Origin of the sequence: Micromonospora fluostatini, from assembly GCF_050410825.1 — a bacterium.
Lineage (GTDB): Bacteria > Actinomycetota > Actinomycetes > Mycobacteriales > Micromonosporaceae > Micromonospora > Micromonospora rosaria.
Genome location: NZ_CP191251.1, coordinates 4,657,564 through 4,683,488 on the forward strand (window position 1 = coordinate 4,657,564; position 25,925 = coordinate 4,683,488).

The window sequence follows — 25,925 nt, forward strand, 5'->3', positions numbered from 1 at the left end:
CGGCTCAGCCGGGAACCCGGGTGCCGGGTTCCAGCCGCTGGTACGGGCAGTTGGACAGGGCCGTGTACTGCCGGTCGAGGACCGCCAACCCGTTGCCGTTGAGCAGGGCGTCGTGCAGGGCGAAGGCACGTCGGGGGGCGACCGCCCGGATGAAGTCGACGACCTCGGCGAACTTCGACCAGGGCGCGTGGATCGGCGCGAAGAGGGTGTCCACCGGTACGTCCGGCACCACCAGGGAGTCCCCGGGGTGGTAGACCGTCGAGTCGAACAGGTACCCGACGTTGTCGATCACCGGGATGTCCGGGTGGATCACCGCGTGCCGGCCGCCGTACACCTGGACGGGGACCCCGGCCGCGGTGAACGACTGTCCGGGTTCGACCGGGCGCAGCGCCTCGGCCGCGTCGCCGAGCGGGCCGGCCAGGGCGGCCGGGCCGTGCAGGACGAACGGCCGGCGGTCGAGCTGCCGGGTCACCGCCGCGACGTCGAGGTGGTCGGGGTGCTCGTGGGTGACCAGCACCGCGTCCGCCCCGTCCAGCGCCGTCGCCGCCTCGCTGAAGCCACCCGGGTCGACGACTAGCACACCCCCGTCATGCTCGATCCGGAGGCAGGAGTGGGCGTACTTGGTGAGGTGCATCGCGCTTCTCCTCGCTTTATTCGATCGTGACGTCCTCGGGCGCAGTCTGCCGGAACCGGCGCCGCGCCGCCGGGCGTCCGACGTATCACACAGCGACGACCCGACAGATCGGAGCGACGATGACGACACGGGGAGGACGCCGCCGGGCCGGCACCGTCCTGACCGCACTGGGACTGCTCACGGTGCTGGTCGCGGGCGGATGCAGCCGTGGCGGCGGTTCGGAGAGCGCGAGCGACTCGGGGGTCGCGCGGGACTCGGCCGGGGCTCGGCCGGGAGCCGTCGAGGCCCCGCAGCGGGGCCCGGGGGCGGCGCCCGCGCAGCCGGAGGGAGCCCCCGCCCAGCCGGGGCAGGGCGCGGCGGACCTGCGGGTGGAGCAGCGGTCCATCGTCTACACCGGAACGATGCGGGTTCGGGTGACCGACGTCGATGCGGCGGCCCAGGAGGCCACCACGGCGGCCACCTCGGCGGGGGGCTTCGTCGGGGGTGACGAGCGGCGCAGCGCCGGTGCGGGCGGGCGGGCCGAGCTGACCCTGCGGGTGCCGGCGGACCGGTTCGCCGGGGTCCTCGACCAGCTCGCCACGCTGGGCCGGCAGGAGTCCCGGAACATCTCCACCGAGGACGTCACCGAGGAGGTGGTGGACCTCGACGCCCGGATCACCACCCAGCGGGCCCGGGTGGAGAGCGCCCGGCGGCTGCTGGCCCGCGCCGAGGACATCGGCGACCTGGTCACGGTGGAGCGGGAGCTGGCCAGCCGGGAGGCCGACCTCGCCGCGCTGGAGGCGAAGAAGCGCCGGCTGGCCGACCTGACCGCGCTCTCCACCATCACGGTGACCCTGGTCGGTCCGGACGCGAGCACCGCCGACGAGGACCGGACCGGCTTCCTGGCCGGGTTGCAGGCCGGCTGGCGGGTCTTCGGCACGTCGGTGACGGTGCTGCTGACCGTCCTGGGCGCGCTCCTGCCGTGGCTGCTGGTGATCGGCGTACCGGTGGGGGCGTTCGTCGCCGTGCTGCGTCGCCGCCGGCGGCGGTCCACCCCGCCACCGGCCGGCGGCCCACTGCCGGCGGCCGGCGGGCCCCGGCCGCCGATCGTCGGGCCCCGGCCACCGGTGGGCGAACCGCAGCCGACGGCCGGCGGGCCCCGGCCGGCGGCCGGGCCGACGCCGCCGGCGGGTCCTGCGGGGCCGGCCGGCTAGCGCGTCGCCGCCAGGGCCCGCAGCGCGGTCTGGACCAGGAGCCGCACCCCGGCGGGGATGGCCCGCTCGTCGACGTCGAAGGTGGGGCGGTGCAGGTCCACGTTGGGGCCGGCCCGGCCGACGCCGAGGCGGGCCAGCGCGCCGGGGACGTGCTCCAGGTACCAGGAGAAGTCCTCGCCGCCCATGCTCTGCGGGGTCTCCGCCGCCGCCTCCGGCCCGAGGGCGGCGGCGGTGGCGGCGGTGAGCACGCCGATCGCGCGGGCGTCGTTGCTGACCGGCGGGCGCCCGCGCAGGTACTCCAGGTCGACGGTGGCGCCGGTCGGCGCGAGCACGTCCCGGACCACCTGGGCGACGATCTTCGGGGCCTGTTCCCAGGCGTCGCGGTCCATCACCCGCAGCGTGCCGGAAGCGGACGCCTCGGAGGGGATCACGTTGTACCGGGTGCCGGCGGAGGCGTGACCGAAGACCAGCAGCAGCCCGCTGCTCGCCGGCACCCGGCGGCTGACCAGGGCGGGCACCTCGGTGACCAGCCGGCCGAGCGCGTCGACCAGGTCGACGGTCAGGTGCGGGCGGGCGGTGTGCCCGCCCGGCCCGCTCAGCCGCACGGTCACGTTGTCGGCGGCGGCGGTGATCGGGCCGACCCGCAGGCCGACCTTGCCCACCGGCTGGCTCGGGTCGCAGTGCAGCGCGAAGATCTGCACGACGTCCTCCAGCCCGCCGGCCTCGATGACCTCCAGCGAGCCGCAGGGCAGGATCTCCTCGGCCGGCTGGAAGATCAGCCGGACCCGGCCGGGCAGTTCCCCGACATCGGCGAGCTGGGCGAGCAGCATCCCCACCCCGAGCAGGATGGTGGTGTGCACGTCGTGGCCGCAGGCGTGGCAGACCCCGTCGACGGTCGACCGGTATGGCACGTCCTTGGCGTCGGTCAGCGGCAGCGCGTCGATGTCGGCGCGCAGCGCCACCACCGGGCCGTCCGGCCGGCCGTCAATGTCGCAGATGACGCCGTTGCCCTTGGGCAGCAGCCGGGGGTTGAGCCCGGCGAGGGAGAGTTCCCGGGCGACCAGGGCGGCGGTCTCGAACTCCGCACCGGAGAGTTCCGGGTGGGAGTGGATGTGACGGCGGGTGGCGACCAGCCCGGGTACCCGCAGCGCGAGGAGGTGGTCCAGCTCGGCGGGCAGGGGCTGGGAGCCGGGGAAGTCCAGCGGTCCCGAGGGCCCCGGGTGGCCGGCTCCGGGCAGGGTCAGCGCACTCGTCACGTCGGCATCTCGATCACTAGGAATGGATGGATCTTCGGGCAGGACAGCAGACAGCCTAGACCGCTGACGGTGACGCTGCGCAACCTCGTTCCGGTGATGATCAGACCGCGATGCGTCACGAACACCCTGGTCGGAGGCGTCGACAACGTGCGGGACAGCAGGTAGATCGGGGTCGAAGGCCGCCATCTGACCCACACCTCCTACAACGCGTAACCGGCCGGAGATCCAAAAATCAGTGCCGCACACCGGGAGTGATGGTCCGAATTGTCGCATTGGCAGGCTCGCCGGCCGTACGCTCCGACAACTACCCGACGACACCCGGCGACGACCGCACCCGACGCTCACACGCCCGGCCCCGCCTCGACCGCACACGCTGTGCGTCCCACCTCACCCGATCGGATTACCCCCCACGCCACCGATCATCACCCGGGCGCGCCCGCTCCGCTCAGGGACGGCGACGCCGGGCCCGACCACCGGGGACACCGCGCGTCGGAGCGGGCGGCGGCCCCGGAACCGGCGTACCGTCGTCCACATCCCGGGAGACAGCACCCGCGTGGTGGACGGTGCGCAGGGTGAGGGATACCGCACACCACGGGACCGACCTCGGAGGTGAACCCGCGGGTCAGCCCCATCGTTTCGATAAACGTCCGTCGCGCCGGGTTTCGCATCGGGCGTCGGAACAAGCAAGATAGGGGGGTTGTGTCCCAGCCCCCTCGAACTCCCCCGGTGGCTTTTCTGTGACTCAGATTCCGACGTGGAGCGGCGGACCGGTCAGTCCCCCGAACGGACGTGCGGCACCCGGCACCACCATCGGTAACCGGTACTCGCTGCGTTCCCCGGTGGGGAACGGCGGCATGGGCACGGTCTGGCGTGCCGCCGACACCCTGCTGCGCCGCGACGTCGCGGTGAAGGAGGTCGTCCTTCCCCCGGGGCTGGCCCCCAGCGACCGTGACGCGATGTACGAGCGCACCCTGCGCGAGGCCCGTGCGGCGGCGGCCATCCAGCATCCGGCGGTGGTGCAGGTCTACGACGTGGTGACCGAGGCCGGTCGCCCGTGGATCGTGATGGAGCTGCTGGACGCCCGCAGCCTCGCCGACATGGTGATCGAGGACGGCCCGGTCGCGCCCCGGGCGGTCGCCAAGATCGGCATCGCGCTGCTCGGCGCGCTGGAGGTGGCGCACTCGATCGGCGTGCTGCACCGCGACGTCAAGCCGGCCAACGTGCTGATCTGCACCGACGGCCGCTGCGTGCTGACCGACTTCGGGGTCGCCCGGATGCCCACCGACGTGCAGCTCACCACCCCCGGGATGGTGCTCGGCTCGCCGCACTTCATCTCCCCCGAGCGGGCGATGGGGCAGGACTTCGGCCCACCGAGCGACCTGTTCTCGCTGGGCGTGACGCTCTACACGGCGGTGGAGGGCCGGCCGCCGTTCGACAAGGGCGACCCGATCGAGACCATGCACGCGGTGGTCGAGGACCCGCCCGCCCCGCCCTCGCGCAGCGGGCCGCTCACTCCGGTCCTGATGGGCCTGCTGGAGAAGGACCCGGCCCGCCGGCTGGACGTGCACACCGCCCGGGCCACCCTGCGCGAACTGCTCACCGGCCCACTGACCAGCACCGCCAGCGCCGTGCACTCGGTGACCGACCCGTACGCGGTGGTGCCGGTGCAGCGGCCGGCCACCCCGCCACCGGTCGCGCCACCCGCGCCGAAGCCGAAGCCGAGCGGCACGATCGGCGGCCGGGCGATGCTCGCCCCCGGCGAGTCGCTCACCGACCGGCTCGCCGCGCTGCGCCGGGGCGAGCAGCCCACCGGCGCGCCCACCACCAGTGCCGCCGCACTGGTCGACACCAGCGCGGACGCCCTGGCCACCCCGCTCGGCGCGGCGGCCGGCGGGCTGCCGGCGGCGGCCCCGACCGACGCCGCCGGGGCCGACGGGTCGGAGGCGACCCAGCGCCTGGGCGCCGGGGAACGCGCCGCCGCCGGCCGGACGGCCGACGCCACCCAGGCGGTCCCGTTCGGGCCCCGCCCCACGGAGGCCCCGCCGGGCGGCACGTACGGCAGCCGGCCCGCCGAGGCCACCCAGCCGTTCGGCGCCCGGCCCGCCGAGACCCAGCCCTTCGGCGCCCGGCCCGCCGAAGCGACCCAACCGTTCGGCGGCCGCCCGGCGGAGGCCACCCAGGCCTTCGGCGCCCGGCCGGCCGAGGCGACCCAGCCGTTCGGCGCCGGTGCGGCGGACGCCACCCAGGCGGTGCCGTGGGCGACCCCGGGCAACGGCCAGCGGGCCGGCGGCACCTACGGCGGCGGGAACCAGTGGTCGGTGCCGGGCACCGGTCAGCCCTGGGCCACCGCCCCGGCGGCCGGCACCGGCGGCGCGCCGGGTCCGGCGCAGAAGACGGGCGGACGGCTGGTCAGCACCATCAAGGGCTGGCCGCGCAAGGTCCAGCTCGCGGCGGCCGGCGGGCTGGCCGTGCTGCTGCTGATCGGCGCGGTGGCGCTGGCCGGTGGCGACGACGAGCCACCGGTCGCCCCGCAGGCCGGGCCGAGCGTCACCGCCGAACCCGCCGAATCCGGTATGGAGCTGCGCGAGCACTCCGCCCGGGGGGTCCGGGTGAACGTGCCGAAGGACTGGAAGCGCGGCACCGGCGGCAGCTTCGTGGACTACACCGACCCGGACGACTCCGGCCGCCGCGTGCGGATCATCGTGGAGAACTTCGGGACCACCTCGATGCGCTGGGCCGAGGTCGCCTCGGACGGGCTGCGCAACCGGGGCGGCACCTGCGCCAGGCCGTACAACCAGCTCGCCATGGAGGAGACCGAGCTGGCCGGGAAGGCGGCGGCGGAGTTCGAGTACACCTGCGGCGACGGCGACAAGCGCCGGCACGGCCTGTGGCGCGGGGTGGTGCACGACGGGAAGGCGTACTCCTTCTACCTCACCGCCACCCACGACCGGTTCGAGGAGAGCAAGCCGATCTTCGACGAGATGGTGAAGTCGTTCCAGCTCACCGGGGCCGGCTGAGCCGTACCCCGGCCGGCGGGTCAGCGCCGGACGAGCCGGGACGCGACGGCGGGCCGTCGCCGGCCACCCCCTCGGGGGCGGGCCGGCGGCGGCCCGCCGTCGTGCTATCAACATGGGATGGCGGCCGAGACCACTGACATCGACGACCTCCGTACGCGGGCCCGACGCTGGCTCGACGACGACCCCGACCCGGCCAGCCGGGAGGAGCTACGGGACGTCCTCGACCGGCTGCCGGCCAGCGCGGACGAGCTGGCCGACCGGTTCGCCGGGCCGCTGACCTTCGGCACCGCCGGGCTGCGCGGCCCGCTGCGGGCCGGCCCGAACGGGATGAACCTCGCCGTGGTCACCCAGGCCGCCGCCGGCCTGGTCGGCTGGCTCGCCGCGCAGGGCGGGACCGGGCCGCTGGTGATCGGGTACGACGCCCGGCGCGGCTCACGGGAGTTCGCCGTCCGCACCGCCCAGGTCGCCACCGGGGCGGGCCGGCCGGCGCTGGTGCTCCCCCGCCCCCTGCCCACCCCCGTGCTCGCCTACGCGGTGCGGCAGCTCGGCGCGGTGGCCGGGGTGATGGTGACCGCCAGCCACAACCCGCCGCAGGACAACGGGTACAAGGTGTACCTCGGGGCGGAGCTGGGCGGCGACCTCGGCGCCGGGGCGCAGATCGTGCCGCCGGCCGACGCCGGGATCGAGGCGGCCATCCGGGCCGTCGGCCCGCTCGTCGACGTGCCGCTCGGCCCGCCCGGTCAGGTGCTCGGCAACGAGGTGGTGGCCTCCTACGTGGAGCGGGCCGCCGCCGTGATCGCCCCGGCCGGCCCCCGGGACCTGGCCGTGGCGTACACCCCGCTGCACGGGGTGGGCGCCGCCGTGCTCACCGCCGCCTTCGCCCGCGCCGGCTTCGGTGTCCCCGGCATCGTGCCCGACCAGGCCGAACCCGACCCGGACTTCCCCACCGTCGCCTTCCCCAACCCGGAGGAGCCGGGGGCGGTCGACCGGCTGGTGGCGCTCGCCGAGACCATCGGCGCGGACGTCGCCCTCGCCAACGACCCGGACGCCGACCGGTGCGCGGTGGCCGTCCGGGTCACCCCCGGTGGGGCCGACGGCTGGCGGATGCTGCGCGGGGACGAGGTCGGGGTGCTCCTCGCCGACCACCTGATGCGCCGGGGCGTACGCGGCCTCTACGCCACCACGATCGTCTCGTCGTCGCTGCTGCGGGCGATGTGCGCGGCCCGGGACCTGCCGTACGACGAGACGCTGACCGGGTTCAAGTGGATCGTCCGGGCCGGTGGCGGCAGCCAGCCGCTGGTCTTCGGGTACGAGGAGGCGCTCGGCTACTGCGTCGCCCCCGACCACGTCCGGGACAAGGACGGCGTCACCGCCGCGCTGACCGTCGCCGAACTCGCCGCCGACCTGCGCGCCACCGGCCGTACGCTGCTCGACCGGCTGGACGAGCTGGCCGCCGAGTTCGGCGTGCACCAGACCGACCAGCTCTCCGTCCGGGTGACCGACCTGCGGGAGATCGCCGACGCGATGGCCCGGATCCGCGCCGCCACCCCCACCGACCTGCTCGGCTCGCCGGTCACCTCGGCACAGGACCTGCTGCCCGGGGCGGACGTGGTGATCCTGCGTACCGACACCGCCCGGGTGGTGATCCGGCCCTCCGGCACCGAGCCGAAGCTCAAGGCGTACCTGGAGGTGGTGGTGCCGGTCGCGGACGGCGACGTGCCGGCGGCCCGGGACCGGGCCACCGCCGCCCTGCGCGCCCTGCGCACCGAGACCGCCACCGCCCTGGGGGTGTAAGGAGGGGCCCCCTCTTAACGCTTTCGGTAGAGGAAGGGCCCCTTCCTCACCCCCGGTCAGCGGCGGGGGCCGAGGGCGGCGTCGACCGCCTGGCCGAGGGCGAGGACCACCAGCGACACCGACGGGCGGACCACCGAGTCCTCCGTGCTGACGGTGCCGGAGAACCCGGCCCCGCCGGCGATCTCCGCCAGCCGCTTCTCGACGTCCCGGGCGTCGTCGCCGTCGAGCCCGAGGGCGGGCTCCATCCGGACCGCCGCGACCAGGGTGGCGAGGGCGGCGGTCCGCTCGTCGGGAGCCGGTCCGCCGGTCAACGCCTCGGCCAGCCGCCGCCGGGTGTCCTGCTCCACCGTCGGGTCGACCATCGGGTACCGGTGGACCACGATGAACCCCAGCTCGGTCTCCTCGACGTCGCGGACCACACCCCGGTCGACCAGGTCGCCGAGGATCCGGTCGCGGAGCCGGTGCCGCAGCCGCTGCACCCAGGAGGCGGGCGAGTGCGGCGCCTCGGCGGCCATCCGGTCGAGCACCCCGTCGACGATCGGCTCACCGGTCGGCGTGGGGTCGGTCACCGCCAGGTTGCCGTCGGCGTACGCGATCCGCCCGGCCAGGGCCAGTTCCACCAGGACCGCGGCGGCCATGCCCAGGTCCAGGCTGATCCTCGGCATGGTCGCCCGGCCGGTTTCGTCGTCGTAGGCGAGCAGGAGCAACTCTTCGGCGAGCGCAACACCAGTCATGGCCCGAGACGCTAGCCGGTCCCCCCATCTGACCGGAATGGACTCGCCCAGCGAATCGGCGGCGCCCGAGGCGAGCATGCGGAGGCTCAGAAGCGGGGCATGCCGCCGAACTGGCGGTCACCGGCGTCGCCGAGGCCGGGGACGATGAACTTCCGGTCGTTGAGCTCGGCGTCGACGGAGGCGGTGACGAGGCGCAGCGGCAGGCCGGACCGGGCCAGGCGGTCGATGCCGGGGGGCGCGGCCAGCACGCAGAGCACGGTGATGTCGGTGCAGCCCCGGTCGGCCAGCAGCCGGCAGCAGTGCTCCAGGGAGCCGCCGGTGGCCAGCATCGGGTCGAGGACCAGCACCGGCAGGCCGCTGAGGTCCCGGGGCAGCGACTCCATGTAGGCGCGCGGCTCGTACGTCTCCTCGTCGCGGGCCAGGCCGACGAAGCCCATCGACGACTCGGGCAGCAGCCCGAGCGCGGCGTCGGCCATGCCCAGCCCGGCCCGCAGCACCGGCACCAGCAGCGGCGGGTTCGCCAGCCGGGTGCCCTCGGCGTCGGTGACCGGGGTCTGGATCGGGTACGTCTCCACCGGGAAGGACCGGGCGGCCTCGTACACCAGCATGGTGGTGAGTTCGTGCAGCGCCGCCCGGAAGGTGGCGGAATCGGTACGCGCGTCCCGCATGGCGGTCAGCCGCGACTGGGCGAGCGGATGGTCAATGACGTGTACGTCCACGATCGCTCAACCTACCGGTCCGCCCGGTACCGCACCGCGTCCGCGGCGTCACCGGCGACGTCGCTCACCACGGGGTGTGGCGTCGCCGACGTCGACAACGGTCGCTCAAGATCACTTCCGCGGTGGATGCGTAGACTTCGCGACATGACGGCGACAACGACGTCGGCCCGGTCGGACCTGGCCGAGCTGGGACGATCCGAGACCGCGCTGCGGACCTTCCTGCACGGCCTACCCGGCGTGGACCAGATCGGCGCGGACCAGCGGGCGGCGCAGCTCGGCACCCGCTCGATCAAGACCACCGCCAAGGCCCAGGCGATCGACCTGGCGATCCGGATGGTCGACCTGACCACCCTGGAGGGGGCGGACACCCCGGGCAAGGTGCGGGCGCTCGCCGCCAAGGCCCTGCGCCCCGACCCGGCCGACCCGTCCTGCCCGCACGTCGGGGCGTTGTGTGTCTACCCCGCGATGGTGCCGTACGTGGCCGAGGTGCTGCGCGGCTCGCAGGTGCACCTGGCCAGCGTGGCGACCGCCTTCCCGTCCGGTCAGGCACCGCTGGAGATCAAGCTCGCCGACACCCGGGCCGCCGTGGCGGCCGGGGCCGACGAGATCGACATGGTGATCAACCGGGGCGCCTTCCTGGCCGGCCGCTACCAGGAGGTCCACGACGAGATCGTGGCCACCAAGGAGGCGTGCGGGCCGGCCCACCTCAAGGTCATCCTGGAGACCGGGGAGCTGGCCACCTACGACAACGTACGTCGCGCCTCCTGGCTGGCGATGCTGGCCGGCGGGGACTTCATCAAGACCTCCACCGGCAAGGTCCCGGTCGCCGCGACGCTGCCGGTGACCCTGGTGATGCTGGAGGCGGTCCGCGACTTCCGGGCCGCCACCGGGCGGCAGGTCGGCGTGAAGCCGGCCGGCGGCATCAAGACCACCAAGGACGCCATCAAGTACCTGGTCATGGTCAACGAGACCGTCGGCGCGGACTGGCTGGACCCGGACTGGTTCCGGTTCGGCGCCTCCAGCCTCCTCAACGACCTGCTGATGCAGCGCACCAAGCTGACGACCGGCACCTACTCCGGTCCCGACTACTTCACCCTGGACTGAGCGTGATCTTCGAATACGCCCCCGCCCCCGAGTCGCGCTCGGTGGTGGACCTCAAACCGTCCTACGGCCTGTTCGTCGACGGCAGCTTCGTCGACCCGGCCGACGGTGGCAGCTTCACGTCCGTCAACCCGGCCACCGAGGAGGTGCTCGCCGAGGTCGCCGAGGCCGGGCCGCAGGACGTCGAACGGGCGGTCACGGCCGCCCGGAAGGCGTACCAGAAGGTCTGGGGTCCGATGCCGGGCCGGGACCGGGCGAAGTACCTCTACCGGATCGCCCGGATCGTCCAGGAGCGCTCCCGCGAGCTGGCGGTGCTGGAGTCCCTGGACAACGGCAAGCCGATCAGGGAGTCCCGGGACGTCGACCTGCCGCTGGTCGCCGCGCACTTCTTCTACTACGCCGGCTGGGCCGACAAGCTGCCCTACGCCGGGTTCGGCCCAAGGCCGACGGGTCAGCACAGCGGTGCCGACCCGAAGCCGCTGGGCGTGGCCGCGCAGGTCATCCCGTGGAACTTCCCGCTGCTGATGCTGGCCTGGAAGATCGCCCCGGCGCTCGCCGCCGGCAACACGGTGGTGCTCAAGCCGGCCGAGACCACCCCGCTGACCGCGCTGATCTTCGCCGAGATCTGCCAGCAGGCCGACCTGCCGGCCGGCGTGGTCAACATCGTCACCGGGGCGGGCGGGACCGGTCGGGCGCTGGTCGAGCACCCGGGCGTGGACAAGGTCGCCTTCACCGGCTCCACCGAGGTCGGCAAGGCCATCGCCCGGTCCGTCGCCGGCACCCGCAAGAAGCTCACCCTGGAGCTGGGCGGCAAGGCGGCCAACATCGTCTTCGACGACGCCCCCGTGGACCAGGCGGTCGAGGGGATCGTCAACGGCATCTTCTTCAACCAGGGGCACGTCTGCTGCGCCGGCTCCCGGCTGCTGGTCCAGGAGTCCGTCGCCGAGCAGGTGCTGGCGTCGTTGAAGCGGCGGATGGCCCGGCTGCGCGTCGGCGACCCGCTGGACAAGAACACCGACGTCGGGGCGATCAACTCGGCCGCCCAGCTCGCCCGGATCCGCGAGCTGTCCGACGTCGGTGCGGCCGAGGGGGCGCAGCGCTGGTCGCCGCCGTGCGAGCTGCCCGAGCGCGGCTTCTGGTTCGCCCCGACGGTCTTCACCGGGGTCACCCAGGCGCACCGGATCGCCCGCGAGGAGATCTTCGGCCCGGTGCTCTCCGTCCTGACCTTCCGCACCCCGGCCGAGGCCGTGGAGAAGGCCAACAACACGCCGTACGGGCTGTCGGCCGGGATCTGGACCGACAAGGGTTCCCGGATCCTCTGGCTGGCCGACCGGCTGCGCGCCGGGGTGGTCTGGGCCAACACGTTCAACAAGTTCGACCCGACCTCGCCGTTCGGCGGGTACAAGGAGTCGGGCTACGGCCGCGAGGGCGGCCGGCACGGGCTGGAGGCGTACCTGAATGTCTGAGCGGGTCGCGGTACGCAAGACGTACAAGCTCTTCATCGGCGGGAAGTTCCCGCGCAGCGAGTCGGGACGGTCGTATCTGGTGCAATCCGCGAACGTGTCGTTGGCATCGCGCAAGGACGCCCGGGACGCCGTCGTCGCCGCCCGCGCGGCCGTCAAGGGGTGGTCCGGGGCGACCGCGTACAACCGGGGGCAGATCCTCTACCGGGTCGCCGAGATGCTGGAGGGCCGCCGCGAGCAGTTCGTCGCGCTCGGCGTGCCCGGCGACGAGGTCGACGCGGCCACCGACCGCTGGGTCTGGTACGCCGGCTGGTCCGACAAGCTCGCCCAGGTGCACGGCGGCGCGAACCCGGTCGCCGGGCCCTACTTCAACCTCTCCGCGCCCGAGCCGACCGGGGTGGTGGCCGTGGTCGCCCCCGAGGCCCCGGCGCTGCTCGGCCTGGTCAGCGTGATCGCCCCGGCGATCGTCACCGGCAACACCGTCGTGGTGGCGGCCTCCCCGGCGGCGCCGCTGGCGGCGGTGACCCTGGCCGAGGTGCTGGCCACCTCCGACCTGCCCGGCGGGGTGGTCAACGTCCTCACCGGCCGGATCGGCGAGACCGTGCCGACGCTGGCCGCGCACCTGGACGTCAACGCGATCGACCTGACCGGGGTGACCGACGCCGACCTGGCGGCCGACCTGGAGGTCAAGGCGGCGGAGAACCTGAAGCGGGTGCTCCGTCCGGTCCCGGCCGACCACGACTGGACCGCCGACCCGGGGATCGGCCGGATGACCGCCCTGCTGGAGACCAAGACGGTCTGGCACCCCAAGGGCGTCTGACCGGGCTCGACTCCGGCGTCGTGGGGCCGGTCGTGGCGGGTCCGCCCGGCTCGGTCTCCGGGCGGAGGATGGTGTTGCTCGGGCCTTTCGAGCTGCCCCGTCTGTGGGACCACCACCCCGACCCCGGGCGGGCGACCACCCAGAGCCAGGCGGACCACCCCGACCTGGAGGACCACCCCCGACCCGGAGGACCATCCCGGCCTGGAGGACCACTCGACGCCGCCCAGCAAGCCCGGAGGACCACACCGACCCGGAGGACCACCCGAGGCCGCCCCCGGCAGCCGGCGCTGTCCCGAGCCGCCCCACGCCACGGCCGCCGGTCACCACGGCCGCCGGGCCGCCCCGTCGGAGCGGGCCGGGCCGCAGGGTACGGGGCGACCGTCGCCGGTGGGGTCGTTCCGGCACCGGGCGGGGTCCGGGGTTGCCCCGTTCGTGGGGGCAGTTCGACAGCGGCGGCGGCCTGACCGGACGCGGCACCGGCGGCACGGTGCCCCGTTCGTGGGGGCAGTTCCACAGGCTGCGTGGGACATGACCCCGCCGCACACGACGCTCACGCGCCGGGCGGGCAGACGGGCGGACGGGCGGGTCGGTGGGGCAGCGGACGGGGCGCTGCTCCTACTACTACGGGGGGTAGGATTGCGGGGTGACTCGACTCGGTGATCTCGAACGTGCGGTGATGGACGTGCTGTGGGACACGGTCCCGGCCACGTCGGGCGGGGTGACCGTGCGGGAGGTCGCCGAGGCGCTGGACGGCCGGGAGTTGGCGTACACGACGGTGATGACCGTGCTGGACCGGCTCGCCGGCAAGGGCATGGTGCAGCGGGAGCGGGAGGGGCGTGCCTGGCGGTACCGGGCCGCCGCCAGCCGTGAGGCGCACATCGCCCAGCTCATGCTCGACGCGCTCGATCTCGGCGGCAGCCGGGACGCGGCGCTGGTCCGGTTCGCCCGGTCGGTGACCGGCACCGAGGCCGACGTGCTGCGGGCCGCGCTCGGTGCCGAGGCCGGGCTGACCGCGCCGACGACCGCCCCCGCCGCCCAGCCGGCCACCGGGCCGGCCGGGGCCGACGGGGCGACGGACCGGTAGGGCGGCGGCCGTGGTGTACGCCGCGCACTTCGGCGCCGCGGTGCTGGTCTGCTGGCTGACCGCACAGGTGCTGTCCCGCTCCACCTGGACCTGGCGCGCCCCCCGGGTGGCGATCCTCTGCTGGCAGGGGGTCGGCCTGGCGCTCGGGCTCTCCGCGATGGGCCTGCCGATCGCGGCGGGGCTGGCCGCGTACGACCGGCCGACGGGCAGCGCGCTGGTCGCCCTCGTCACCGACCTGCTCCACGGTGAGCTGCCCGCCGGGGTGGGGGCGGTGCACCTGTCCCTGGTCGGGGTCGGGTTCGGCATCGGCGCGGTGCTGTTGACCACGACCGTGCGCAGCGTCCACGCGACGGTACGCGCCCAGCGTCGGCACCGGGACCTGCTCACCCTGGTCGCCCGGAACGACCCGGCCGTGCCCGGCGCGCTGGTGCTGGACCATCCCGGCGCGGCGGCGTACTGCCTGCCCGGGATGCGGCCCCGGGTGGTGGTCAGCGCGGGCACCCTGGACCTGCTCGACCGCGCCGAGCTGGAGGCCGTGCTCACCCATGAGCGGGCCCACGCCCAGGAGCGGCACGACCTGGTGCTGCTGCCGTTCACCGCGCTCTGCCGGGCGCTGCCCTGGCTGCGCTGGGTGCACGAGGCGCACGACCGGGTCGCCCTGCTGGTCGAGATGCGCGCCGACGACAAGGCCCGGGAGTTGCACGCGGAGGCACCCCTGGCCGGGGCGCTGCGACGGTTCGCGGCGGCCGGCAACCGGATCACCCCGGCCGGCACGCTCGGCATCGGCGACCGCGACCTGGACGTGCGGGTGCAGCGGCTGCTGGTCGCCGACCGGCCGCCCCGGCTGCTCGGCGCCACCGCGCTGGCGGTCACCACCAACCTGGCCGCCCTGCCCATCTGCCTCTTCCTGAGCTGACCGACCCGCGTCGCCCCGCATCGACCCGCGCCGGCCCGTCCGGCGCGGGCCGGACCAGCCCCGCACGGCCACAACTACTACATCCTGTCGTAGTATTTACTACGACGGTACGTAGTAGTTATATGTAGGCGAGCTACGTGTAGAGTCGCTACGACAAGCGAGCCGACCTATGGAGTGCCGACCATGGACACCCTGCTCCTCGCCCGACTCCAGTTCGCCAGCACGGCGTCGATCCACTTCCTCTTCGTGATCGTCACGCTCGGACTGGTCACCCTCCTGGTCGGCCTCCAGACCGCCGGCTACCTGACCCGCAAGCCGAAGTACGAGCGGCTGACCCGGTTCTGGGGCACGCTGTACGTGATCAACTACGTGCTCGGCATCGCCACCGGGATCGTGATGGAGTTCCAGTTCGGGCTGAACTGGAGCGGCCTGTCCCGGTACGTGGGCAACGTCTTCGGCGCTCCGCTGGCGATCGAGACGCTTGTCGCCTTCTTCCTGGAGTCCACGTTCCTCGGCATGTGGATCTTCGGGTGGCACCGGCTCGGCCGGGGCGTCCACCTGGCCCTGCTCTGGGGCGTGGCGCTCACCGCGTACGCCTCGGCGTTCTGGATCATGGTGGCCAACGCCTGGTTGCAGAACCCGGTCGGGTACGAGGTCCGCGACGGCGTCGCCCACCTCACCGACTTCTCCGCCCTGCTCACCAACCCCGCCCTCGGCATCGCCCTCGGACACGTGGTCTCGGCGGCGCTGCTCACCGGCGGCCTGCTGATGGCCGCGGTCAGCGCCGGGCACCTGCTGCGGCGTACCCCCGACTTCGAGCTCTTCCGGACCTCGCTGCGGCTCGGGGTGGTCACCGCCGCCGTGGGGATCCTCCTGGTGCAGGGCTTCGGCTTCGCCCAGTTCGCCCCGGTCAACCAGGTGCAGCCCACCAAGTTCGGCTCCTCGCCCGACGGCGGGGCGCTGATCGCCGAGTGGACCGCCCGCTTCGGGCCGGGCGACTACACGCCGCCGGTGCTCGCCAACGTCGGCCTCGGCTTCATGATCCTGATCGGGATGGGACTCAGCCTGTTCTGGCTGCTGCTCCCGCTGCTCTGGCGGGACCGGATCATCCGGCTGCGCTTCCCGCTCTGGCTGATCATCTGCTGCCTGCCGCTGCCCTTCGTCGCCGCCATCCTCGGCTGGATCGCCCGGGAGATCGGCCGTCAGCCCTGGGTGGCGTACGGGCTGCTGCCGACCGAGCAGGCGGTCTCCCCGGTCGGGTCCGGGGTGCTGCTCGTCTCGTCGGTCACCTTCACCCTGCTGCTCGGCGCCCTCGCCGTCACCAACTGGACGCTGCTCGCCCGGCACGCCGCCCGGGGCGCGGCCGACCCCGCCCTGGGTCGCCCACCGCAGCACACCCGCCCGCCCGCCACCGAAGAACCCGCGTTCGCCTGAGGGAGACGACCCGTGGAGCTCGCCTGGTACGCCCTGCTCGGCCTCTTCTTCGCCACCTACCTGGTCCTCGGCGGCTACGACTACGGGGTGGGGCTGCTGCTGGCCCGCCGCACCGACCCCGCCCGGCGGCGGGCCGCGCTGCACGCGGTCGGGCCGTTCTTCCTCGGCAACGAGGTCTGGCTGGTGGCCGCCGTCGGCATCCTCTTCGGCGCCTTCCCCACCCTGGAGGGGGAACTCCTCTCCGGTCTCTACCCGGCGGTCACCGGGGCGCTGGTCGGCGTGATCGTGGTGACCGCCGGGGTGCAACTGCGCAGCCGCCCCGCCGGGCCGCGCGCCCGCGCCGGATGGGACCGCGTGATCGTCGCCGGCAGCACCCTCGCCGCGCTGGGCTGGGGCGCGGTGCTGGGCGGGCTGCTCCAGGGGGTACCGCTGACCGCCGACGGTCACGTCGACGGGGTGGGCCACCTGTTCACCCCGTTCGTGGCCGCCGTCTGCCTGGCGCTGCTCGCCCTGGTGGCCGCGCACGGTGCGACGTTCCTCACCCTCCGGCTGCCGGCCGCCGAGGTCCCGCCGCTGCTGCGGCTGGCCCGCCGGCTGGTGCCGGTGGCGCTCGTCACGGTCGGCGCGGCCACCGTCGTGGCCCTGCTCTCCCCCCGGGTACGCGACGCCGTGCAGCAGCCGCTGGTCGCCGTACTCCTGCTCGGGGCGCTGGTCGCCGCGCTGCTGGCGGCCCGGGTGGCGCTGGCGCTGCGGCGGACCGGGGTGGCCTTCGTCGCCACCAGCGTGGCGCTGGCCCTGCCGGTGCTGCTGGTCGGCGCGGCGGCCTGGCCCTACGCGCTGGTCTCCACCGCCGGCCCGGATACCGGGCTGACCGTGGCCGAGGCGGCGGCCAGCGCGCCCACCCTGCGGCTGCTGGGCTGGCTGGCGCTGCCGCTCGTGCCGGCCCTACTAGGCTTTCAGGCGATGTGCTGGTGGGTGTTCCGAGGACGGGCCGACGGCAGGACACCGGTGTACTGGTGAACCGCCGTCCGTTCGATCCGCGTCTGCTGCGCCGGGTCCCCGCGGCCCGGGGCGACCTCGTGCTGCTCGCCGTGCTCGGCGTGGTCGCCGCGCTGCTGATCATCGCGCAGGCCACCGCGCTGGCCGCGCTGCTGGCGACCGGATTCGACGGTCGGCTCGACCGGCCGGCGCTGGCCGGCTTCCTCGCCGCGGTGACCGCCCGGTCGGCGCTGACCTGGGCGCAGGGCACCGTGGCCGCGCGGCTGGCCGCCACGGTCAAGGCCACCCTGCGCGGGGACCTGCTCGGCGCGGTCGGCCGGCACGGTCCCACCTGGGTCGCCGGGCAGCGGGCCGGGCAGCTCGCCACGCTGACCGGGCGGGGGCTGGACGCGCTCGACGCCTACTTCACCGGGTACCTGCCGCAACTCGTGCTCAGCGTCACCGTGCCGGCCGCCGTGCTGCTGCGGGTCTTCGTCGCCGACTGGAGTTCGGCGCTGATCATCGCGGCCACCCTGCCGCTCATCCCGATCTTCGGCGCGCTGCTCGGCTGGCAGGCGCAGGTCGCCACCGAACGGCAGTGGCGGCGGCTCTCCCGGCTCGGCGGGCACTTCCTGGACATGGTGGCCGGGCTGCCCACCCTCCGGGCGTTCGGCCGGGCCCGCGCGCAGGTCGACGTGGTGCACCGGATGGCCGACGGGCACCGGGTCGCCACCATGAAGACCCTGCGCATCGCCTTCCTCTCCGGGCTGGTGCTGGAGCTGGTCGCCACCCTGTCGGTGGCGCTGGTCGCGGTGCCGGTGGGCATCCGCCTGCTCGACGGCGGGCTGGCCCTCTCCACCGCGCTGCTGGTGCTGCTGCTCACCCCGGAGGCGTACCTGCCGCTGCGCACGGCCGGCGCCCGGTTCCACGCCAGCATGGAGGGGCTGAGCGCGCTCAACGACGCCTTCGCGGTCAGCACCGACGACCCGGACACCGCGCGACCGGCCCCCGCCCCGGCACCCGACGGGCGGGGCGAGATCCGGCTGGAGGGGGTCACCGTCGCCTACCCCCGGACCACCGCGCTGCGCGACGTGACGCTGACCATCCGCCCCGGCGAGCGGATCGCCGTCATCGGGCCCAGCGGCGCCGGCAAGAGCACCCTGCTCGGGCTGCTGCTCGGCTTCGTCGCGCCGACCGAGGGCCGGGTCACCGTGGACGGCGTCGACCTGGCCGGCGTCGACCAGGACGCCTGGCGACGGCAGGTGGCCTGGGTGCCGCAGCGGGCCCACCTCTTCGCCGCCTCGCTGGCCGACAACATCCGGCTCGGCGTACCGGACACCCCGGACGCGGCGCTCGCCCCGGCCATCCGCGCCGCGGCGCTGGACGACGTGGTCGCCGCGCTGCCCGACGGGCTGGCCACCGGGCTCGGCGAGCGCGGCCACGGCCTGTCCAGCGGGCAGCGGCAACGGGTCGCGCTGGCCCGCGCCTTCCTGCGGGACGCCCCGGTCGTGCTGCTCGACGAGCCCACCGCCCGGCTGGACACGGCCAGCGAGACCGCCGTGCTGGCCGCCACCCGCCGGCTCGTCGCCGGCCGGACCGCCGTGCTGGTGGCGCACCGGCCGGCGCTGCTCGCCGACGCCGACCGGATCCTGCGGGTGGTCGACGGCCGGGTCACCGAACTCACCCCGAACGCCGAGGTGCTGGCATGAGCGCCGCCGCTGCCACCCGCCGGTCCACCGCCTCCGGCCGGGGCGGGCCGCTCGCCGCCGAGCGGACGGTGCTCCGGCTCACCCGCCCGTACCTGCGCCGGCTGCTCGGCACCGGGCTGCTGGCCAGCGCCACCGAACTGGCCGGGCTGGCCCTGATGGCCTCCGCCACCTGGCTGCTGATGAGCGCGGCCGGCCAGCCGCCGCTGGACCGGCTCACCGTGGCGATCGTCGCGGTCCGGGCGCTGGCCATCGGCCGGGGCGTGTTCCGCTACACCGAACGCCTCGCCGGCCACGACGCGGTGCTCCGGCTGGTCGCCGACGTCCGGGCCCGGGTCTTCGCCAGCCTGGCGGCCCGCCGGGACAGCGCCGGGCAACGCTCCGGGGACGCGCTCAGCCGGCTCGTCTCCGACGTGGAGACGGTCCAGGACCTGCTGCTGCGGGTCCTGGTGCCGGCCTGCGCCGCCGGGCTGGTCGGGGTGCTGGCCGTCGGCGGGGCGGCGCTGGTCTCCCCGGCCGCCGCCGGGGTGCTCGCGGTCGGGCTGCTGCTGGCCGGGGTGGTGTTGCCGGCCCTGGCCACCGCGCTCACCCGACGCGGAGCCGCCGAGGTCGCCCCGCTGCGGGGGGCGCTCGCCGCGGACGCCGTCGACCTCACCCAGGGTGCCGCCGACCTGGCCGCCTTCGGCGCCACCGGGTACGCGCTGGACGCCGCCACCCGGCGGGCCGGCCGGCTGGCCCGGCTGGAGCGCCGGCTCGCCGCCGCCGGTTTCGCGGTCGACGCGGCCGGGGTGCTGGTGGCCGGGCTGACCGCCGGGGCGGTCGTGCTGGTCGCGCTGCGCGCCGGGGTGGACGGCGTCCTGGTCGGGGTGCTCGCGGTGGGCACCCTGGCGGCGGTGGAGATCGCGCTGGCCCTGGTCGGCGCGGCCCGGCAGTGGAGCCAGCTCCGGGCCGGGCTGGGCCGGGTCGCCACCCTCCTGGACGCCGCCCCGCCGACCGTGCCCGCCCCGCCGGCCGCACCGGCCCCGGCCGCACCGGCCCCGGCCGCACCGGCGGGCGACGCCGTCGGGGGATCGGCCGCGCCGGTTCCCGAGACAACCGGTCGGCCGGGTGCCGGACCGGGCCGGACGGTGTCGACGGGCCCGCACGACGTCCGGTTCGCGGCGGTGACCGTCCGGTACCGGCCCGGGGCGGCCCCCGCGCTGGACCGCTTCGACCTGGACCTGCCCGCCGGCCGGCGGGTCGCCGTGGTCGGGCCGAGCGGCGCCGGCAAGAGCACCCTGGCCGCCGTCCTCACCGGCGCGGTACGGCCCACCGCCGGGCGGGTCACCCTCGACGGCCGGGACCTCGCCGGCCACCCGGCCGAGGAACTGCCCCGGGCGGTGGGCGGGCTGCTCGCCGAGGCGTACGTCTTCCACGCCACCGTCCGGGAGAACCTGCTGCTCGGACGGCCCGGGGCGGACTCGGCGGCGCTGGCCGGTGCGGCCGGTGCGGCCGGCCTGCTGGACTGGGTGCACGAGCAGCCCGACGGCTGGGAGACGGTGGTCGGCGAGGAGGGCGGGCAGCTCTCCGGCGGCCAGCGGCAGCGGCTGGCCCTGGCCCGCGCGCTGCTCGCCGCCCCGGGCGTGCTGGTGCTCGACGAGCCGACCGAGGGGCTGGACCCGGCCGCCGCCGACGCGGTGCTCGCCTCCGCCCTGGCCGCCGTCCCGGCGGGCCACTCGGTGCTGGTGATCAGCCACCGGTTGCACGGGTTGGCCGGGCTGGACGAGATCGTGGTGCTCGACGCCGGCCGGGTGGTCCAGCGGGGCACCCACGCCGAGCTGGTCCGCTCCCCGGGCTGGTACCGGGAGCAGTGGCGGGTGCAGGAGGCGGCGGAGCGCGGGTACCTGGCCCTGGCCCCCTGAGCCGGGTCCGGGGTGGACCCCGGGGGTTTCCCCGACGCGACCCCACCGGCCGCCGTGACAGGGTGGGCCCATGCGGGGCAACGACGAGACGTGCGTGGACGACCGGGTACGGGAACTGGCCGCCCAGCTCCGGGGGCCGGTCCGGCTCAAGGCCGACCTGCTCACCGAGGCCCGGCACGCGCTGCTCGACGCCGCCGAGGCGTACCGGGAGGACGGGCTGCCGGCGGCGGAGGCCGGGCGGCGCGCGGTGGCCGAGTTCGGCACCCCCGCCCAACTGGTCCCGGCGTACCAGGCCGAGCTGTCGGCGGGCGCGCTGCGCGGGCTGGCCCTGCGGGTGGTCCTCTTCGCGGTGCCGGTGTTCCTCTGCGCCGACCTCACCTGGCGCGGCGCGCCCTGGGCCGACGCAACGGTCGCACCGGCCGGGTACGGGCTGCTCTCCAGCGCGCTCACCTGGCTCTGGGGCACCGCCGTCGGGCTGGCCGTGGCGGGGCTGCTGCTGGCCACCGTGGGGGTCCGGTACGGCCGGGTCGGTCGGCCGGCGGTCAGCCGGGCCGCCGGGTTCACCCTGACCGCCGTGCTCGCCCTCGGGACGCTCAGCACCGTCGCGCTGTGGGTCTGGTCACTCGATCTGTGGCAGGGGCTGCTCACCTGGCCCCCGATGATCGTCGGTGTCGCCCTGATCGGGGCCGGCCAGCTCTGGCTCGGCGGGGCGGCCCGTTCCTGGCTGCTCGCCACCCGCTGACCGTCCCGGCGCCTCCGACACCGGCGGGTCCGAGACCAGCGCGTCCGACAGTGACGCGACCGGCCGTGGCGCGCGGGAGCGGGCCGGTCCGGTGTGGTCAGGCCGGGCTGGCGGGGGCCTCCCCGGTGCCGAGGAACCGGCCGACGGTGGCGCTGAACTCGCGCCAGCCGGCCCGCTCGCCGGCCAGCGCCTGCCGGCCCGCCTCGGTGAGCTGGTACGTGCGCCGTTCCCGGCCGCCGACCGTGCTCCACGCGCTCTCCACGTACCCGGCCCGCTCCAGGCGGCGCAGCGCCGGGTAGATGGTCCCCGTCGGCAGGTCGAGGCTGCCGCCGCTGCGGGTGCGCAGCGCCTCGATGATGGCGTACCCGTGCAGTGCGCCCTGTTCGAGCACCGCCAACAGCAGCGCGTCCAGGTGTCCGTGCAGCGACTGGGCCTTCATGTGTAGACAAACTACTTACCCGGGCGACGAATCGCCACCGGGGTGCGCGCAGCGGTGTGCCGGAGCCGCCCACTAGGGTATGTGCGCAGAGTCACTCGGTAGCCGGAGACGCCGCCGGGTGGGCAACCCGAAGCAATCGGAGGTCAGCGTGGCCCGCCAGTCGCCCCAACGGCCCGACGCCGACGAGCCCGAGCTCGACGACACCACCGGGTCGACCGAGCCCGACGAGGTCGCCGAGGTCGAGGACGTCGACGACACCACGACGTCGGCCGCCGACCGGGACCGTTCACTCTGGGACGAGGTGCGGATCGACCCGGTGGAGATCGCCCTGCCCGCCGGCACGGGCTTCACCCTGCGGGCGTACCGCCCGGCCCGGGAGGTCACCCCGACGGACGTCGTCGAACGGGACCAGGACGACCCCTTCCTCGCCCGCCGGCAGGCCGCCGAGGTCGACGAGGACGACGAGACCGTCGTCATCCTCGACGAGGAGGTCGCCGAGGAGTTCGCCGCGAGCGAGCGCGAGGAGGCCGAGAACGCCCGGAAGTCCGCCACCGGCAAGATCGGCAAGGCCGGCACGGACGACGGGTCCGACAAGGCCGACGACGCCAGCGCCGACCCGGACGGCAAGGCCGACAAGGACGGCAAGGACACCGACGGCGACGCCGAGACGGCGGAGGCCGAGGAGGCCGACGACGCGGCGGGCGACGAGGAGGTGCCGGTCTTCCTGACCCACAAGGGCCGGCTGCTGCTGTTCAAGACCCCCGAGGCGCTCGTCAGCTTCGTCCGCTCCGGGGCGCCGCACGACATGTCCCAACTGGACGGCTGGAATGATCTGTCCGAACGGTTGGAACCCGCCGACGTCGCCCCGCTCGACGAGGACGTCTACGAGCTCGACCTGGTCGTGGAGAACCTGCGCGGCGGGCACGACACCTGGGACCCGACCCTGCTGATCGAGGCCGGCGAGGTCGCCCGCGACCTGGCGTACGCGCTGCGCCTGCCGTCGGTGCTGGACATGCTCTCGGCCGGATCGAGCCTCGACGACCTGGACGAGGCGCTGCGCTCCTCGGTCAACGGCGGGATCGGCGGCTTCCTGGGTCGTCGCCGGCTCAAGAAGATCGGGGCGCAGACCGCCAGTTTGGGTTGGCGCACCATTGTCGGGAAGATCTCTGCGGTGGTGGACTGGCGCGACTGACCCGCACCGGGGAGCATCAGTCACTGGCAGAGAACGACCTGTGTTCGGGAGGAGGACGACGCCGTGGCGCTCGTGCGCGTGTACTGCGGTCTGGCCTCGGCGGAAGCTGCCGACGGAACGGCTTCGGCCGGTTCGGCGCTGACGTCCGCTGTGGTCGACGACGCAGGTCGTCTGCTGCATGTCTGCGAGATCGGTGACGACCCGGCCGGTTATGCCCGGCTGGTCGTCCTGCTCGTGGAGCGGTCGGGCGGGCCGAGCGGTGCGGCGATCGCCGCCGACAGCGACGACCACACGATCACCTCGCTGCTCAGCGCCGCCGGTCGTCCACTCGCGATCGCCGACGACGACTCGGTGGACGACTTCGCCGAGCGGTTCGCCGACGACGACTCGGTGGAGGAGATGCAGTCCCCGCCGGCCGTCCGACGGGCGATCGGCCTGGCCCGCGCGCTCCAGGCCGGCGCCCTCTCGGCGGTCACCCTCCCGGCCCCCCGGGACCTCGCCAACTACAAGCAGGTCCTCGCCGCGCACGCCGCCCTCGCCAGTGGCCGGCACACCGCCGCGGTGGCGCTGCGCGAGGTGCTCCGCGAGCTGTACCCGGCCGCGCTGCGGGCGTACCCGGACCCGGCCGAGACCGTCCCCCTGGCCGTGCTGGACGCGCTGCCGGAGCCGGGCATGCTCGGCGGCACCATGTCGCGTGGTCGGGACGTCTCGGTGGCCGCCGACGCCGTCGCGGCCCACCTGGCGGCCGACGGCGTGGCGGACGCCGCCGAGATCAACGAGGCGGTCACCGCGCTCCGGGTGGCCATCTCCGAGACGCCCCGGCGGGCCACCGTCAACCGGGCGCTCACCTCGGCGGTCGCCGAGACCGTCCGGCAGGCCGTGGCCTCGGTACGAGCCTGCGACGCCGGGTGCGACGCGCTGGTGAGCGCCCTCAGCGCCCGGGTCACCACGCCCGTGCCCGGCCGGCGGGCCGCCGCCCGCCGTGGCGAGCAGGTCGGTGACCTGGCGGTCCCCGGCGGCACCGCCCCGGGTCTGCGGGCGGTCCGGCCGGCGGAGACGCCGCCGGCCCCCACCGGCGGACGGCGCAGCCGGCCCGAACCGGTCGCCGGTGGCCCGATGCCCACCCCGCCCCGCCCGCTCGGCCCCCCGCCGGTGGCCCCGGCCCCGATCGCGCCGCCGCCGCTGGCCCCCCCACCGGTGGCCCCGGCCGCGGTCGCCGGGCCGCCGGTCTCCGCGCCCCCCGGGCGGCCCGAGCCCGCACCCTCGCTGATCGACGCGCCCACCCGGGTCGACATGCCGGCCAACCGGCCGGTCTCCGCGCCGCCACCGCCCCCGCCGGGGATCACCCCGATCGCCCCGCCGCAACGCGGCAAGGTGCCGCCGGCCGAGGCGGGTGAGCCGTTCCGGCCCACCCTCACCACGGCCGCGATCGAGAGCGCGCGGGCCGAGCGGCAGCGCACCGTGATCCCGCCCCGGCCGAAGACCGGCGGGGACGCCGGGCCGCCGACGGGTGGCTTCAGCGTCACCGACCTGAGCGTGCCGGTGCCCACCCCGCGTCCCGGCCCGGAGTTGGCCGGGCCCCCGGGGTCGCGGGCGAACTGGCCCCTGGTCAGCAACACCGACGACCTCGCCGAGACCGCCGCCGAGGCCCCCACCGGGTACCCGGACCGGCACGGACGCCCGGTCGACGCGAACACCGACCCCGGCACCGGCGAGCAGCGGATCACCCCGCCCTGGCTCGCCGACGACCTGCCGCAGGAGCCGCCCGTGCTGCGGCTCGTCGAGCCGCCGCCGCTGGCGGACCGGGCGCTGCGGGAGAACACCGGTCAGCAGCCGTTGGAGACGCCACCGCTGCGGCTGGTCGAGCGGGCCGATCCCGCCCAGCGGCCCGGTCGACCGGTGGACCGCCCGGGACACGCCGAGCCGGCACCGGCCGCCCACCGTTCCCCCCTGGAGCAGCGTCCGCCGCTGGAGCAGCGTCCGCCGCTGGAGCAGCGTCCGCCGCTGGACCAGCGTCCGCCGCTGGAGCACCGCTCCCCCCTGGAGCAGCGCCCTTCGCTGGAGCACCGCTCCCCGCTGGAACACCGGTCTCCGCTGGACCAGCGCCCTCCGTTGGACCAGCGGCCCCCGTTGGACCAGCGGCCCCCGTTGGACCAGCGGCCCTCGCTGGAGCAGCGGCCTGGGGCGGAGCACCGGCCGTCACTGGAGCAGCGTCCCTCGCTGGAGCAGCGCGCCCCGATGGAGCACCGGGCTCCCCTGGCGCACCGGGCGCCGGTGGAGCACCGGCCGCCGCCGGTCGCCGACGAGGGCGACGGTGACCTGCTCATCTTCGCCGCCGCGAAGTCCGCCTGGTTCGTCGGCCACTCCGACGAGACCGACCTCGACTGGTCCAGCACCGCCGACACCGGGTGGCAGGCCGCCGAGCAGGCGGCCCAGCCGGCCCTCGGCGGTGAGACGGCCGCCGGGCTGCCCAAGCGGGTGCCGCAGGCCAACCTGGTGCCGGGCTCGCCGCTGCGCGAGGAGCGTCCGCTGCGGATCGTGCGCAACGCCGCCAGCCTCGCCGAGAACACCACCGGCTACTTCCGGGGCTGGCGTCGCGGGCAGGAGATCGGCGGTTTCGCGGTGGGTGGCCGGCCGGGCCGGGAGGCCGCCGGCGGCTGGGACTTCAGCCGGGACACCGGGGACCGCGACGACGACCGGGAGTACGAGTACCGCTCCGCCGGCTACCGCTCCTGACCCCCACCGGTCAACACCGCGAAAGACTGCCGCACCGGCCCTGACCTGGTGTTCCTTCCCACAGGC

Annotated in this window: 20 protein-coding genes; 15 read left to right on the forward strand and 5 right to left on the reverse strand. The window is 75.4% G+C overall.

The genetic code is table 11. From position 1 onward, the window contains the following. Positions 1–4: 4 nt before the first annotated feature. On the reverse strand, positions 5–634 hold the full coding sequence (locus tag ACQUFX_RS20350; RefSeq protein ID WP_428961940.1) for an MBL fold metallo-hydrolase: 630 nt from the start codon (positions 632–634) through the stop codon (positions 5–7). 119 nt (positions 635–753) lie between these two features. Between ACQUFX_RS20350 and ACQUFX_RS20355 the strand changes: the two genes are divergently transcribed. Further along, positions 754–1,827 (forward strand): DUF4349 domain-containing protein, encoded by a 1,074-nt coding sequence (locus tag ACQUFX_RS20355; RefSeq protein ID WP_428961941.1) that lies wholly within the window; start codon positions 754–756, stop codon positions 1,825–1,827. On the opposite strand, the gene ACQUFX_RS20360 is transcribed toward ACQUFX_RS20355, so the two are convergent. Then, positions 1,824–3,083, reverse strand: a complete 1,260-nt coding sequence (locus ACQUFX_RS20360; protein WP_428961942.1) for an amidohydrolase — start codon at positions 3,081–3,083, stop codon at positions 1,824–1,826. The genes ACQUFX_RS20355 and ACQUFX_RS20360 overlap by 4 nt on opposite strands. A 737-nt stretch (positions 3,084–3,820) precedes the next feature. On the opposite strand from ACQUFX_RS20360, the gene ACQUFX_RS20365 reads away from it, so the two are divergent. Continuing rightward, on the forward strand, positions 3,821–6,100 hold the full coding sequence (locus ACQUFX_RS20365; RefSeq protein ID WP_428961943.1) for a serine/threonine-protein kinase: 2,280 nt from the start codon (positions 3,821–3,823) through the stop codon (positions 6,098–6,100). Between the two features lie 117 nt (positions 6,101–6,217). Then, positions 6,218–7,894: a phospho-sugar mutase gene (locus tag ACQUFX_RS20370; protein WP_428961944.1), complete on the forward strand. Its 1,677-nt coding sequence runs from the start codon at positions 6,218–6,220 to the stop codon at positions 7,892–7,894. Between the two features lie 56 nt (positions 7,895–7,950). Here ACQUFX_RS20370 and ACQUFX_RS20375 read toward each other — a convergent pair whose 3' ends face one another. After that, positions 7,951–8,628 (reverse strand): GOLPH3/VPS74 family protein, encoded by a 678-nt coding sequence (locus ACQUFX_RS20375; protein WP_428961945.1) that lies wholly within the window; start codon positions 8,626–8,628, stop codon positions 7,951–7,953. 86 nt (positions 8,629–8,714) lie between these two features. After that, positions 8,715–9,347, reverse strand: a complete 633-nt coding sequence (upp, locus tag ACQUFX_RS20380) for a uracil phosphoribosyltransferase (protein ID WP_396890518.1) — start codon at positions 9,345–9,347, stop codon at positions 8,715–8,717. A gap of 144 nt (positions 9,348–9,491) precedes the next feature. Between upp and deoC the strand changes: the two genes are divergently transcribed. The 10 genes from deoC (at position 9,492) to ACQUFX_RS20430 (ending at position 21,492) form a co-directional block, all read left to right on the forward strand. Continuing rightward, complete coding sequence (gene deoC, locus ACQUFX_RS20385) at positions 9,492–10,451, forward strand: deoxyribose-phosphate aldolase (protein ID WP_428961946.1); 960 nt, start codon at positions 9,492–9,494, stop codon at positions 10,449–10,451. Between the two features lie 5 nt (positions 10,452–10,456). Next, the gene (locus ACQUFX_RS20390) at positions 10,457–11,914 is read left to right on the forward strand and encodes an aldehyde dehydrogenase family protein (protein ID WP_428967013.1); all 1,458 of its coding nucleotides are present in this window, start codon (positions 10,457–10,459) and stop codon (positions 11,912–11,914) included. Continuing rightward, positions 11,907–12,731 carry an aldehyde dehydrogenase family protein gene (locus ACQUFX_RS20395; RefSeq protein WP_428961947.1) on the forward strand — a complete coding sequence of 275 codons (825 nt, stop codon included), beginning with the start codon at positions 11,907–11,909 and terminating at the stop codon, positions 12,729–12,731. The genes ACQUFX_RS20390 and ACQUFX_RS20395 overlap by 8 nt, the downstream gene beginning before the upstream one ends. A 643-nt stretch (positions 12,732–13,374) precedes the next feature. Further along, the gene (locus ACQUFX_RS20400) at positions 13,375–13,815 is read left to right on the forward strand and encodes a BlaI/MecI/CopY family transcriptional regulator (protein WP_067370404.1); all 441 of its coding nucleotides are present in this window, start codon (positions 13,375–13,377) and stop codon (positions 13,813–13,815) included. Positions 13,816–13,825: 10 nt separating this feature from the next. Then, positions 13,826–14,731, forward strand: a complete 906-nt coding sequence (locus ACQUFX_RS20405; protein ID WP_428961948.1) for a M56 family metallopeptidase — start codon at positions 13,826–13,828, stop codon at positions 14,729–14,731. A 183-nt stretch (positions 14,732–14,914) separates the two neighbouring features. After that, complete coding sequence (locus ACQUFX_RS20410) at positions 14,915–16,165, forward strand: cytochrome ubiquinol oxidase subunit I (protein WP_428961949.1); 1,251 nt, start codon at positions 14,915–14,917, stop codon at positions 16,163–16,165. Positions 16,166–16,177: 12 nt separating this feature from the next. Continuing rightward, entirely contained in the window at positions 16,178–17,185 is a 1,008-nt protein-coding gene (locus ACQUFX_RS20415) for a cytochrome d ubiquinol oxidase subunit II (RefSeq protein ID WP_428961950.1), read from the forward strand. Next, the gene (cydD, locus tag ACQUFX_RS20420; RefSeq protein ID WP_428961951.1) at positions 17,182–18,852 is read left to right on the forward strand and encodes a thiol reductant ABC exporter subunit CydD; all 1,671 of its coding nucleotides are present in this window, start codon (positions 17,182–17,184) and stop codon (positions 18,850–18,852) included. Before ACQUFX_RS20415 ends, cydD begins: the two co-directional genes overlap by 4 nt. Continuing rightward, positions 18,849–20,750 carry a thiol reductant ABC exporter subunit CydC gene (cydC, locus tag ACQUFX_RS20425; RefSeq protein ID WP_428961952.1) on the forward strand — a complete coding sequence of 634 codons (1,902 nt, stop codon included), beginning with the start codon at positions 18,849–18,851 and terminating at the stop codon, positions 20,748–20,750. The genes cydD and cydC overlap by 4 nt, the downstream gene beginning before the upstream one ends. Before the next feature lie 70 nt (positions 20,751–20,820). Beyond that, entirely contained in the window at positions 20,821–21,492 is a 672-nt protein-coding gene (locus tag ACQUFX_RS20430; protein ID WP_428961953.1) for a permease prefix domain 1-containing protein, read from the forward strand. Positions 21,493–21,589: 97 nt separating this feature from the next. On the opposite strand, the gene ACQUFX_RS20435 is transcribed toward ACQUFX_RS20430, so the two are convergent. Then, positions 21,590–21,931 (reverse strand): PadR family transcriptional regulator, encoded by a 342-nt coding sequence (locus ACQUFX_RS20435; RefSeq protein WP_428961954.1) that lies wholly within the window; start codon positions 21,929–21,931, stop codon positions 21,590–21,592. Between the two features lie 118 nt (positions 21,932–22,049). Here ACQUFX_RS20435 and ACQUFX_RS20440 point away from each other — a divergent pair, with 118 nt between their 5' ends. Both ACQUFX_RS20440 and ACQUFX_RS20445 read left to right on the forward strand, forming a co-directional pair. Further along, complete coding sequence (locus ACQUFX_RS20440) at positions 22,050–23,123, forward strand: DNA primase (RefSeq protein WP_428961955.1); 1,074 nt, start codon at positions 22,050–22,052, stop codon at positions 23,121–23,123. A 63-nt stretch (positions 23,124–23,186) separates the two neighbouring features. After that, a complete protein-coding gene (locus ACQUFX_RS20445) occupies positions 23,187–25,859 on the forward strand; it encodes a transposase (protein ID WP_428961956.1) in 2,673 nt (890 codons plus the stop codon). Positions 25,860–25,925: the final 66 nt, after the last annotated feature.